The organism is Streptomyces sp. NPDC050504 (genome assembly GCF_044458065.1).
Taxonomy (GTDB): domain Bacteria; phylum Actinomycetota; class Actinomycetes; order Streptomycetales; family Streptomycetaceae; genus Streptomyces.
The window spans coordinates 233715-246073 of the sequence record NZ_JBITHO010000005.1; the positions used below are offsets into that span (position 1 = coordinate 233715).

At 74.0% G+C, this 12359-nt stretch carries 11 protein-coding genes; 7 read left to right on the forward strand and 4 right to left on the reverse strand.

What is annotated here, in order from left to right; translation table 11 throughout:
- Positions 1–2: 2 nt before the first annotated feature.
- From iolD to iolC, 4 genes are all read right to left on the reverse strand, one after another.
- The gene (gene iolD, locus ACIBNE_RS20005) at positions 3–1868 is read right to left on the reverse strand and encodes a 3D-(3,5/4)-trihydroxycyclohexane-1,2-dione acylhydrolase (decyclizing) (RefSeq protein ID WP_399273301.1); all 1866 of its coding nucleotides are present in this window, start codon (positions 1866–1868) and stop codon (positions 3–5) included.
- Positions 1865–2734 (reverse strand): 5-deoxy-glucuronate isomerase, encoded by an 870-nt coding sequence (iolB, locus tag ACIBNE_RS20010; protein ID WP_399273303.1) that lies wholly within the window; start codon positions 2732–2734, stop codon positions 1865–1867. Before iolB ends, iolD begins: the two co-directional genes overlap by 4 nt.
- 23 nt (positions 2735–2757) lie before the next feature.
- A complete protein-coding gene (locus tag ACIBNE_RS20015; RefSeq protein ID WP_399273304.1) occupies positions 2758–3651 on the reverse strand; it encodes a deoxyribose-phosphate aldolase in 894 nt (297 codons plus the stop codon).
- Between the two features lie 229 nt (positions 3652–3880).
- The gene (gene iolC, locus ACIBNE_RS20020) at positions 3881–4924 is read right to left on the reverse strand and encodes a 5-dehydro-2-deoxygluconokinase (RefSeq protein WP_399273306.1); all 1044 of its coding nucleotides are present in this window, start codon (positions 4922–4924) and stop codon (positions 3881–3883) included.
- 100 nt (positions 4925–5024) lie between these two features.
- Here iolC and ACIBNE_RS20025 point away from each other — a divergent pair, with 100 nt between their 5' ends.
- From ACIBNE_RS20025 to ACIBNE_RS20055, 7 genes are all read left to right on the forward strand, one after another.
- On the forward strand, positions 5025–5927 hold the full coding sequence (locus ACIBNE_RS20025) for a sugar phosphate isomerase/epimerase family protein (RefSeq protein ID WP_399273308.1): 903 nt from the start codon (positions 5025–5027) through the stop codon (positions 5925–5927).
- A 4-nt stretch (positions 5928–5931) separates the two neighbouring features.
- Positions 5932–6954, forward strand: coding sequence for a Gfo/Idh/MocA family protein (locus ACIBNE_RS20030; protein ID WP_399273311.1), 1023 nt, complete (start codon positions 5932–5934; stop codon positions 6952–6954).
- A gap of 265 nt (positions 6955–7219) precedes the next feature.
- Positions 7220–7417, forward strand: a complete 198-nt coding sequence (locus ACIBNE_RS20035; protein ID WP_399273313.1) for a helix-turn-helix transcriptional regulator — start codon at positions 7220–7222, stop codon at positions 7415–7417.
- A gap of 96 nt (positions 7418–7513) precedes the next feature.
- Positions 7514–8092, forward strand: coding sequence for a GNAT family N-acetyltransferase (locus tag ACIBNE_RS20040; protein ID WP_399273314.1), 579 nt, complete (start codon positions 7514–7516; stop codon positions 8090–8092).
- 92 nt (positions 8093–8184) lie between these two features.
- Positions 8185–9111 carry a PrsW family intramembrane metalloprotease gene (locus ACIBNE_RS20045; RefSeq protein WP_399273316.1) on the forward strand — a complete coding sequence of 309 codons (927 nt, stop codon included), beginning with the start codon at positions 8185–8187 and terminating at the stop codon, positions 9109–9111.
- Positions 9112–9244: 133 nt separating this feature from the next.
- Positions 9245–9562: a heavy-metal-associated domain-containing protein gene (locus ACIBNE_RS20050; RefSeq protein WP_399273317.1), complete on the forward strand. Its 318-nt coding sequence runs from the start codon at positions 9245–9247 to the stop codon at positions 9560–9562.
- A 164-nt stretch (positions 9563–9726) separates the two neighbouring features.
- Positions 9727–11934, forward strand: coding sequence for a heavy metal translocating P-type ATPase (locus ACIBNE_RS20055; RefSeq protein WP_399274231.1), 2208 nt, complete (start codon positions 9727–9729; stop codon positions 11932–11934).
- The last annotated feature ends 425 nt before the right edge of the window (positions 11935–12359 follow it).

Below are 12359 nucleotides of genomic sequence, written 5' to 3' on the forward strand. Positions count from 1 at the left end.
CTCTACAGGTGGCGGCGCCGGGCAGTGACGTGCCGGTCGTACTCTGCGCGGGCCTCGACCGCAGGCGAGCGGGTCGCGGTCTCGGCCACCGGAACATCCCACCACGCCTGCGCGGGGGGCGCGCCCGACACTGTGTCTGCCGTTTCGGTCTCCGTGTAGACACCTGTGGGAACGGTCGACTCACGTGCGACGGCCAACGCTTCCCGCAGGTCACGCACGGTTTTCGCGCGCAGCATCCGCATCCCGAGCGAGGCCGCGTTGGCGGCCAGGTCGACGGGCAGCGGGTCCCCGCCGTGCGTCCGGTAGGCGGTGCCCAGCCGCTCGGCGCCGACCGACTCGGAGAGCCCGCCGATGGACGCGTACCCGTGGTTCTGGACGATCACCACCTTGATGGGGATCCCCTCGCGGACGGCGGTGACGATCTCGGTGGGGTTCATCAGGTACGTCCCGTCGCCGACGAGCGCCCAGACGGGGCGGCCGGGGGCGGCGAGCGCCACGCCGATGGCGGCGGGGATCTCGTAGCCCATGCAGGAGTACCCGTACTCGACGTGGTACTGGTCGCGGGAGCGCGGGCGCCACAGTTTGTGCAGGTCGCCGGGGAGCGAACCGGCCGCGTTGATCAGGATGTCGTCCCCGGTGACCAAGGTGTCGAGTGCGCCGAGCACCTGGGCCTGGGTGGGGCGCGCGGAGTCGTCGGCCGGGGTGAAGGCGGCACTCACCCGGTGCTCCCAGGCCTCCTTGCCGTCGGTGTACTCCGTCGCGTACGAGGCCTCGACGCGCACCCCTTCGAGGGCGTCGGCGAGCGCTTCGAGGCCGGTCCTGGCGTCGGCGACGAGCGGCAGTCCCGCGAGCTTGGCGGCGTCGGCGGGGGCGACGTTGAGGTTGACGAAGCGGACGCCGGGGTGCTGGAAGAGGGTGGCGGACGCGGTGGTGAAGTCGGTCCAGCGGGTGCCGACGCCGAGCACCACGTCGGCGGTGCGGGCCAGTGCGTCGGCGGTCGCGGTGCCGGTGTGGCCGATGCCGCCGACGTCGGCCGGGTGGCCGTGGGGCAGCGCGCCCTTGCCCGCCTGGGTGGCGGCGACCGGGATGCCGCTCGCGTCGGCCAGCGCCCGCAGCGCGTTCTCCGCGCCGCTGTAGCGCACCCCGCCGCCCGCCACGATCAGCGGGCGCCGCGCGGTGCGCAGCGCGGCGGCCGCGTCCGCGAGTTCGGCCGGGTCGGGCGCGGGGCGGCGCACCCGCCAGACGCGCTCCCTGAAGAACTCCTCGGGCCAGTCGTACGCCTCCGCCTGCACGTCCTGCGGCAGCGCGAGGGTCACCGCGCCGGTGTCGACGGGGTCGGTGAGCACGCGCAGCGCGGCGAGCGCGGCGGGGATCAGCTGCTCGGGGCGGGTGATCCGGTCGAAGTACTTCGACACGGGGCGCAGTGCGTCGTTGACCGACACGTCGCCCGCGCCGGGCACTTCGAGCTGCTGGAGCACCGGGTCGGCGGGCCTGCCCGCGAAGACGTCGCCGGGCAGCAGCAGGACGGGGAGGCGGTTGACGGTGGCGAGCGCGGCGCCGGTGACGAGGTTGGTGGCGCCGGGCCCGATGGAGGTGGTGACGGCGTGCGCGGACAGCCGCTCGCTCTGCCGGGCGTAGCCGACGGCGGCGTGCACCATGGCCTGTTCGTTGCGGCCCTGGAGGTAGGGCATCTCGTCGGCGTGCTCGACGAGGGCCTGGCCGATCCCGGCGACGTTGCCGTGCCCGAAGATGCCCCAGGTCGCGGTGATCAGGCGGCGGCGCTCGCCGTCGCGCTCGGTGAACTGCCGGGCGAGGAAGGCGATCAGGGCCTGCGCGGTGGTGAGGCGCCGGGCCTTGCCCGTGCTCACCGCGCCTCCCCCGCCCCGTACAGCGGAAGGCGCGGATCGACGTCCTGTCCGGCCCACGCCTCCCGGATCCAGCCGTGCTCGGGGTGGTCGCGGATCAGCCACTCGCGCTCGGCGCCCGGCCCGGCCATGACGTTGAGGTAGTACATGGCGCGGCCGGGCGGGGCGATGGAGGGTCCGTGCCAGCCGTCGGGCACGAGCACCGCGTCGCCCGTGGTGACCTCGGCGACGACGTCCGTGCCGCCGTCGCGGGACGGCGAGACGCGGTGGTAGCCGAGCCCGTCGCCCTCGACCTCGAAGTAGTAGATCTCCTCCAGCTCGGACTCGGCGCCCGGCTCGTGCTCGTCGTGCTTGTGCGGCGGGTAGGAGGACCAGTTGCCGCCCGGGGTCAGCACCTCGACCGCGATGAGGCGGTCGCACGCGAAGGAGTCGGCCGCGGCGAAGTTGTTGACCTGGCGCGAGCAGGTGCCCGCGCCGCGCAGCTCGACGGGTACCTCCGGCGCGGGGCCGTAGCGAGCGGGGAGTCGTCGCTCGCACTTCGCTCCTGCCAAAGCGAAGCGGCCTCCCGCGCCGGAGGCGATCTGGGCGTGGGCGTCCCGGGGGAGGTAGACGAAGTCGGTGACGTCCGTGAAGGGGCTCGGCCTGCCCTGGAGTTCGAAGAACTCCCCCTCTACGTGCACCGTACAACCACCTCCCAGGGGCAACACGATCCACTCGCTGTCGCCCGTGGCGAACGAGTGGGACTCGCCGGGGGCGAGGTCGAGCACGCGCAGGGCGCAGTGCGTCCAGCCCGCGCGCTTGGGGTCGACGTCCAGGGCGTACGGTCCGCTGCGGGCGGTGCCCGCGGGCAGATGGCGCTGCTGTTCCATGCCTGATCCTCCTGCTGCTTCCACTAGAGCAGCCCGACGGCGGTGTCGACGGCGGCCACGACGTCGCCGTCGGGCGGGTAGAGCAACGAGCGCCCCACCACTAGACCCTGAACCGTCGGCAGCCGCAGGGACTTCCGCCACTTCTCGTACACCGCGTCCTGGTCGGCCCCCACCTCGCCGCCGAGCAGCACGGCGGGCAGCGTCGAGGCTTCCAGGGCCCGCGCCATGTCGTCGGGGTCCTCGGTGACGGGGACCTTGAGCCAGGTGTACGCGGAGGTGCCGGCGAGCCCGGACGCGATGCCGATCGAGCGGGCGACGGCGTCGGCCGACAGGTCGGTGCGCAGCCGCCCGCCCCCGTCCCTGCGGCAGACGAACGGCTCGACGAGGACCGGGAGGCGGGCGGCGGCCATCGCGTCGATGACGCGCGCGGCGGAGTGCAGGGTCTCCAGGGAGCCCGGGTCGTCGTAGTCGATGCGCAGCAGGAGCTTGCCCGCGTCGAAGCCGAGGCGCGCGAGGTCCTGGGCGCGGTACCCGGTGAACCGGTCGTCCAGCTCGAAGGCGGCCCCGGCGAGGCCGCCGCGGTTCATCGACCCGAGGGCGAGGCGCCCTTCGAGCGCGCCGAGGAGGAGCAGGTCCTCCAGGATGTCGGCGGTGGCGAGGACGCCGTCCACGCCTGGGCGCTCCAGCGCGAGGCAGAGCCGCTCCAGGAGGTCGGCCCGGTTGGCCATGGCGAGCCGCCGGTCCCCCACGGCGAGGGCGCCGCGGCCCGGGTGGTCGGCGGCGAGCACGAGGAGGCGGCCCCGGTCGCCGAGGAAGGGGCGCCGCGCGCGCCGGGCGGCGGCGTCGGCGATGGCCTCGGGCTGCCGGGCCCGGATCCCCACGAGGTCGCTGACGCTCCGGGCGAGGGCGGCGCTCACGGGGCGCCCCGCAGAGGGGAAGGTGCGGTGCCGTGCGGGTGCGGCCCGGTGGCCGGTCGCCCGCGCAGTTCCCCGCGCCCCTGACGGGGCGCCTGTGGCTGACGGGGACGGTACGGCGGACCACCTGGGGGCGCGGGGAACCGCGCGAGGGTGGGGCGGATGCCGCACGTACCCACGCACCCCGAGCGGGCTCGCCACCCGCGTACCCACCCACCCCGAGCGGGCGCGCTCACCGCCCCGCCCCCCGCTCCGCGGGCACCCGCCCGGTCTCCAGAAGCTCCGCGACCTCGGAAGCGCAAGGCATCGCCGAGGAACACGCCAACCGCGAAGCGACGATCGCCCCCGCCGCGTTCGCGTACCGCATCACCCGCTCCAGCCCCCACCCCGCCACCAGCCCCCTGCACAGCGCCCCGCCGAACGCGTCCCCCGCGCCGAGCCCGTTGACCACCGGCACCTCGAGCGGCGGCACCTCCACCACCGTGCCGTCCCGGTGCGCGGCGAGCACCCCGCGCGGCCCCTGCTTGACGACGGCCAGCTCCACGCCCGCCGCGAGCAACGCCCGCGCCGCGGCGCGCGGTTCGCGCTCCCCGGTGGCCACCTCGCACTCGTCGAGGTTCCCGACGGCGACGCTCGCGTGGGCCAGGGCCTCCCGGTAGAAGGGCGCCGCGGCCCCGGCGGCCGTCTCCCCCGAACCTTCCGCCCCCCAGAACATCGGCCGCCAGTCCAGGTCGAAGACCGTGTGCCGCGCCCGCCCCCGCGCCGCGAGCGCCGCCAGCGTCGCCGTGCGGCTCGGTTCGACGCACAGCCCCGTCCCCGTCATCCAGAAGACCCGCGCAGCCCGGACCTCCGCGAGGTCCAACTCCTCGGCGCGGATCTCCAGATCCGGCGCCCCGGCGTGCCGGTAGAAGTAGAGCGGGAAGTCGTCGGGCGGGAAGATCTCGCAGAACGTCACGGGCGTCGGCAGCGCGGCCACCTCGCCGACCCACCGCGCGTCCACCCCGAACTCCCCGAGCGCGCCGCGCAGGTACGCCCCGAAGGGGTCCGCCCCGGTCCGCGTGATGACCGCGCTGCGCAGTCCGAGCCGCGCCGCGCCGACCGCGACGTTCGACGGCGAACCCCCCAGGAATTTCCCGAACGTTTCCACGCGCGCGAGCGGGACGCCGACTTGCCGCGGGTAAATGTCCACACCGATCCGGCCCATCGTGATGACGTCGTACGGCTGGTCGTACGGCCGTGTGGTCACCTCGGGCGACTGCGGCTCCGGCTGCGGCATGCCCCAGGTCTAACCCCCTCCTCCCCCTCTGTCAACATTTTGTCCTTACATTCGGACCTGTCCTTGACACCCCTCTCCCGCGCCGGGAAAGCTGACGCGCATGAGCGCCGTCTCCTCCCGCATCCGGATCGGCTCGGCCCCCGACTCCTGGGGGGTCTGGTTCCCCGACGACCCGCGCCAAGTGCCCTGGCGGCGCTTCCTCGACGAGGTCGCGGACGCCGGGTACGCGTGGATCGAGCTGGGCCCATACGGCTACCTGCCGACCGACCCCGCGCGCCTCGTGGACGAGACCGCGTCGCGCGGCCTCGCGGTCTCCGCCGGCACCGTCTTCACCGGCCTGCACCGCGGCCCCGCCGTCTGGGACGAGACCTGGGAGCACGTCGCGCGGGTCGCGGAGCTGACCCGGGCCATGGGCGCCGACCACCTCGTCGTGATCCCGGCGTTCTGGCGCGACGACAAGACGGGCGAGGTGCTGGAGGACCCGGTCCTCACGCCGGAGCAATGGCGCGATCTGACCGTCCAGACCGAGCGCCTGGGCCGCGGACTGCGGGACGCGTACGGGCTGCGCGCGGTCCTCCACCCGCACGCGGACACCCACGTCGACACCGAGGAGAACGTCGCGCGCCTCCTCGACGCGACCGATCCGGACCTCGTCTCGCTCTGCCTGGACACCGGCCACTACGCGTACTGCGGCGGCGACAGCGTCAAGCTCATCGAGACGTACGGCGAGCGCATCGGCTACCTCCACCTCAAGCAGGTCGACCCGGCCGTCCTCGCGCAGGTCCGCGCGGAGCGGCTGCCGTTCGGCCCGGCGGTGGCGCGCGGCGTGATGTGCGAACCGCCGACGGGGGTGCCCGCGCTTGAGCCGGTCCTGGCGGCGGCGTCCGCGCTGGACGTCGACCTGTTCGCGATCGTCGAGCAGGACATGTACCCCTGCGAGCCCGACCGCCCGCTGCCGGTGGCCCGCCGCACCCGCCACTACCTGCGCGGCTGCGGGGTCTGAGCGGATGAGCCTGGGCATAGCGGTCATCGGCACCGGGAAGATGGGCGCCGACCACGTCCGCCGGATCCACCGCACCACCAGCGGCGCGCACGTCGCGGCGGTCGCCGACCCGGACGAGGCGCGCGCGAAGGAGGCGGCCGCCGGGATCGACTGCGCCGTCCACACCGACCCGGCCGCCGCCCTGTCGGCGCCCGGCGTGGACGCCGTCCTGGTCGCCTCGCCCGGCCCGGCCCACGAGGCGACCCTGCTGGCCGCCTTCGACCGGGGCCTGCCCGTCCTGTGCGAGAAGCCGCTGACGCCGGACGCGGCGGGCGCGGCGCGGATCGTGGCGGCGGAGCAGCGGCTGGGCCGCCGCCTGGTGCAGGTCGGCTTCATGCGGCGGTACGACTCCGAGTACGTACGGCTCAAGGCCCTGCTGGACGGCGGCTCGCTGGGCCGCCCGCTGATGCTGCACTGCCGCCACCGCAACGCCTCGTCGCCGTCGTTCTTCACCACCGAGATGCTGGTGAACGACTCGGTGGTGCACGAGGTGGACGCCACGCGCTGGCTGCTCGGCCAGGAGATCACCGCGGTCACGGTGCTGCGCCCGGCCCCGTCCTCGTACGCGCCGCCCGCGCTCGCCGACCCCCAGCTGGTCCTCTTCGAGACGGACGGCGGGGCGGTCGTGGACGTGGAGATCTTCGTGAACTGCGGCTTCGGCTACCAGGTGCGCTGCGAGGCGGTGTGCGAGCGGGGCAGCGCGGAGATCGGCACGGGGCAGGAGCACGCGCTGACCGTCCAGTCGGCGGTGGACGGCCGCGGCCGCAGGGGCGGGGAGATCCCGCCGGACTACGTGGTCCGCTTCGCCGACGCGTACGACCGCCAGGTCCAGGCGTGGGTCGACGCGACGCACGAGGGCCGGGTGGAGGGGCCCGGCGCGTGGGACGGGTACGCGGCTGCGGCGGTCTCGGAGGCGGGGGTGCGGGCGCAGCGGACGGGTGAGCGGGTCCCGGTGCTCCTGCGGGAGCGTCCCGCGCTGTACGCCTGAGGCGGGGCGGGCGGGGCGGGGCAGGGGGGAATTGCGCGACCAGCCCACCCCCGTACCGATATGCCGCTTACGTCACAGCAGTTACCCCGGTGTCACACATATCGCCATTACGCGGGTCTTCCGTCACAGGCGCACCACAGCCCCGCCCATACCGTCACTCTGCGTCGTTCACCGGGCACAGGCTTCAGTGATCGCCAACGCCGCGCCACGGCTCCCCCGACGGCCCCCAGGCCGCCGCCGCGGCGCAGGCAGGGAGGTGCCACAGATGACGGACAGCAAGCTCTGGTCGTACAAGGAGATCGCGGCCCACATCCGCGTGCAGCCGGACACCGTCCGCTCCTACCGCAAGCACGGTCTGCTGCCGCCGCCGGACCACGTGGAGAGCGGGAAGCCGTACTGGCACGCGGACACCATCCGCAGCTGGGTGGCCAGGCGTCCCGGCAACAGGAGCCGCAGGGAGTAGGGAGACCGGGGGGCCCGCGCCGGAAGGCGCGGGCCCCCCGGCGTCCCCCGGAAACCCCGTTGAGCCGACCGCCCCCGCCCACCGAAAATCGCCCCCATGCCCACCACCTTCGCGACCAAGCCCACCCTGACCGGCGACAAGGTGCTCCTGCGGCCCTTCACCGAGGCCGACACCCCCGCGATGGCGGAGATCCTCGCGGACCCGGAGGTCCTGAAGTTCACCGGCAGCGCGCACGAAGGCCCGCTCCCCTACGAGCACCTGCGCGACTGGTACGCCACCCGTTCCGCCCAGACCGACCGCCTCGACCTCGGCATCGTCGACCGGGCGAGCGGCGCCCTCGTCGGCGAGACGGTGCTCAACGAGTGGGACGCGCACAACCGCAGCGCCTCGTTCCGCATCCTCATCGGCCCCGCGGGCCGCGACCGCGGGCTCGGCTCGGAGACGGTGCGGCTGACCGTCGCGTACGGCATCGAGGAGCTCCGCCTCAACCGCGTCTCGCTGCACGTCTACAACTTCAACCCGCGCGCGATCCGGGCCTACGAGAAGGCCGGTTTCGTCGCCGAGGGCGTCGAGCGCGAGTCGCTGCTGTACGAGGGCGAGTGGATGGACGCCACGAACATGGCGGTGCTCGCCCGGGACTGGAACCGGGACGGGGCGCGGCGCGCCCGGACGTAGCGAATGCCGCATATCGCACATTCGGCATAGGCTCTGCTCGGACTCCGTCTCCGTCCGGAGCGCGGCGCAGCGCCGTGCCGAAGGGACCGCACATGCACCAGCCCCCCGCCCCTCCCGCCGAGCCGCCGGCTCCCCCGCAGGCCCGGCCGGGGCTGTGGCGGCGCTGCCTGTGGGGCGGGCTCGCCCTGTGGGTACTGACGGCCGTCGTGACGTACGCGACCAAGAACACCACCCTCCTGCCGACGCTGATCCTGCTCGGCTCCTTCCTCGTCCCCTCGGTCTTCGTCCTGTGGGCGTACGAGCGCCACGGCCGCGACCTCGGGGTGAACCTGATCCTGGGCGCCTTCCTGACCGGCGGCGTGCTGGGCGTGCTGGGCGCGTCGGTGATGGAGTACTACCTCCTGCACCCCTCGCTCTGGATGTTCGTGGGCGTGGGCCTCATCGAGGAGGCCGTGAAGCTGGCGGCGCTGATGTTCGTCGTGCGCCGCCACGCCCGGATCCACGGCGTGCGGGCGGGCCTGGTGCTCGGTGCGACGGTCGGCTTCGGCTTCGCGGCGTTCGAGAGCGCGGGGTACGCCTTCAACGCGGCGGTCACGATGGAGGGCATCGACCTGCGCGCGCTGCTGGAGACGGAGATCCTGCGCGGGGTGCTCGCGCCGTTCGGGCACGGCCTGTGGACGGCGATCGCGGGCAGCGTGCTCCTGGCGTACCGCAGGCCCGACGGGCGCTTCAGGTTCGCCGGGCCCGTGGTCGGCGCCTACCTCGGCGTCGCCGTGCTGCACGCGCTCTGGGACTCCATGCACGGCATCGCGATCTGGCTGGTCGCCCGGCTCACCACCACCGACCTGGACCGCCAGCTCTTCGCCCAGGGCTACATCCCCGAGCCGACGGACCAGCAGCAGCACCTCTTCACGCTGTTCTCCGTGGGCGGCCTCGTCGTCATCACCCTGCTGGCCATCGGCTGGCTGCGGGGTCTCGTGCGCGGCGCGCGGGGAGGGAGTGGCGCACATACCCCCTAGGGGTATACAGTTCTGTTCAGCGGGGCACCCGGGACGGCAACGGTACGGGCCGGGGCACCCCGTGCCACCGCACCGCGCACTCCGCGCGGCGCCCAGATCGCGCACCGCACCGAGCCCCAACGAGGAGATCGCCATGACCACCACCGAAGAGAAGACCGAGCTCCCCCAGGCCACCGGCTCCTGCTGCACGCCCAGCGGCTCCTGCCACACCGACGCGGCCGACACCGCCCAGGCGGGCGACGTCACCACGGTCTACCGGGTGTCGGGCATGACCTGCGGCCACTGCGAGGGCGCGGTCTCCGAGGAGATCTCGCAGATCGCGGGCGTCGGCTCGGTGAAGGCCGTGGCGTCCACCGGCCTGGTGACCGTGGTCTCCGCGGCCCCGCTGGACGAGGCCGCGGTGCGCGCCGCCGTCGACGAGGCGGGCTACGAGCTCACGGGCCTGGCGTAACGCCGCCGGACGCCTTGCCGGGCCGCGCGCGCAGCCGTACGGGCTCCGCGGGCCGCCTCCGGGGCCGTACGGGACCAGCTCGCATACTGGTCGCGTACGGCCCCGCACCTGTTCCTGGAGTCCCGAACGTGGAAACCACCCGGGTCGAACTCACCATCGGTGGGATGACCTGCGCCTCCTGCGCCGCGCGCGTGGAGAAGAAGCTCAACCGCATGGACGGCGTCACGGCGACCGTCAACTACGCCACGGAGAAGGCGAGCGTCTCGTACCCCGAGGGGGTAACGGTCGGGGACCTGATCACCACCGTCGAGAAGACCGGGTACACGGCGGAGGAGCCCCCGCCGCCCCCGCCGCCGGAGCCGGAGCCGCTTGCGGAGGCCGTCGCGGACGGTCCCGCCGACGAACGCGCCGACGAACGCGCAGGGGAGCCCGCCGACGCCCTGCTCACCCGGCTCAAGGTGAGCGTCGCACTCGCGCTGCCCGTCGTGCTGCTCGCCATGGTCCCCGCCCTCCAGTTCGACAACTGGCAGTGGCTCTCGCTCACCCTCGCCTCCCCCGTCGTCGTCTGGGGCGGGCTGCCCTTCCACCGCGCCGCCCGGAAGAACGCCCGGCACGGCGCCGCCACCATGGACACGCTGGTCTCGCTGGGCACACTCGCCGCGTACGGCTGGTCGCTGTGGGCGCTGTTCCTGGGCGACGCGGGCACGACCGGCATGCGCCACGGCTTCGACCCCGCCGTCTCCCGGGGCGACGCCGCGTCCACGATCTACCTGGAGGTCGCCGCCGGGGTCGTCACCTTCATCCTGCTCGGCCGCTGGCTGGAGGCGCGCGCCAAACGGAAGTCGGGCGCCGCCCTGCGCGCCCTGCTCGAACTGGGCGCCAAGGACGTGGCGGTGCTGCGCGGGAACACCGAGGTGCGGATCCCGATCGGGGCGCTGCGCACGGGCGACCGCTTCGTGGTGCGGCCCGGCGAGAAGATCGCCACCGACGGCACGGTGACCGAGGGCTCATCCGCCGTCGACGCCTCCATGCTGACCGGCGAGTCCGTGCCGGTGGACATCGGCCCCGGGGACGCCGTGACGGGCGCGACGCTCAACACGTCCGGGCGCCTGGTCGTCGAGGCGACCAGGGTCGGCGCCGACACCCAGCTCTCCCGCATGGCACGGCTGGTCGAGGAGGCACAGAGCGGCAAGGCGCGGGTGCAGCGGCTCGCGGACCGGGTGTCCGCGGTGTTCGTCCCCGTCGTGCTGCTCATCGCGCTCGGCACGCTGCTCGGCTGGCTCGCCGCGACCGGCGACACGGCAGCCGCGTTCACGGCCGCCGTCGCCGTACTGATCATCGCCTGCCCCTGCGCCCTGGGCCTCGCCACGCCGACCGCGCTCATGGTCGGCACCGGGCGCGGCGCCCAGCTCGGCATCCTGATCAAGGGACCCGAGGTGCTGGAGACCACCCGCCGCGTCGACACGATCGTCCTGGACAAGACCGGCACCGTCACCACGGGCCGCATGGCGCTCCACGGCGCGTACGCCACCGGGGGCACCGACGAGCGGGAGCTGCTGCGCCTGGCCGGGGCGCTGGAGCACGCGTCCGAGCATCCGATCGCGAAGGCCGTCGCGGCGGGCGCCGCCGGGCGCGTCGGGGAGCTGCCGGTGCCCGAGCACTTCGAGAACGTCCCCGGGCTCGGGGTGCGCGGCACGGTCGAGGGGCACGAGGTGCTGGTGGGGCGGCCCCGGCTGCTCGTGGAAGCGGGCGTCGCACCGCCCCCGGAGCACGTGGACGCGGCCCGTACGGCGGTCGTCGTCGCCTGGGACGGGGTCGCGCGCGGCACGCTCACCGTCGCCGACGCGGTGAAGGACACCAGCGCGGAGGCCGTCGCCCGGCTGCGCGCGCTCGGTCTGACGCCGGTGCTGCTGACCGGCGACGACAAGGCGGTGGCGGAGGCGGTCGCGGCGGAGGTCGGGATCGACGAGGTGATCGCCGAGGTCATGCCCGAGGACAAGGTGTCCGTGGTCAAGCGCCTCCAGTCCGAGGGCCGTTCGGTCGCGATGGTCGGCGACGGCGTCAACGACGCGGCGGCCCTGGCCCAGGCCGACCTGGGGCTCGCGATGGGCACGGGCACGGACGCGGCGATCGAGGCGGGCGACCTCACGCTGGTCGGCGGTGACCTGCGGGTGGCGGCGGACGCGATCCGGCTCTCGCGGCGGACCCTCGCCACGATCAAGGGCAACCTCTGCTGGGCGTTCGGCTACAACGTCGCCGCGCTGCCGCTGGCCGCCGCGGGGCTCCTGAACCCGATGATCGCGGGTGCGGCGATGGCCTTCTCCTCGGTCTTCGTGGTGACGAACAGCCTGCGGCTGCGGTCGTTCCGCTGAGGCGTCCGCCGGGGAGTCCGCCGGGAAGTCCGCTGAGCGGTTTTGTGGATTCCGGTGGGCGGTCTCCACGAGATGCACAAGACCTTCACAAAGAGATCTAGATCACAGAGTTTTAGGGGTAACCATCCGGGGGGTTGGCGAGTCTAAGTGGGCGATGCCACGGACGTCTTGGGGGACGTCCATGTGGACGCCTATGGGGGGCGTCCCAGGCAAGCGTTGGCCGGGGCACGTGCACCGGGGAGCTTTGAGCGGCCCTCCCGTGCGTACGTACCCCGGCGGACCGCACCCAGACGCCCGGCCGGATCCCGTGGGGGGAATCCGCTCCGGGAAAAGGGAAGCGCCCCGCTTCGCCAACCCGTGGGGGGATTGGCAGCGGGGCGCTTCTCACTTGAGCGCCCGGCAGCCGGGACGGCGCCTTCGGGCGG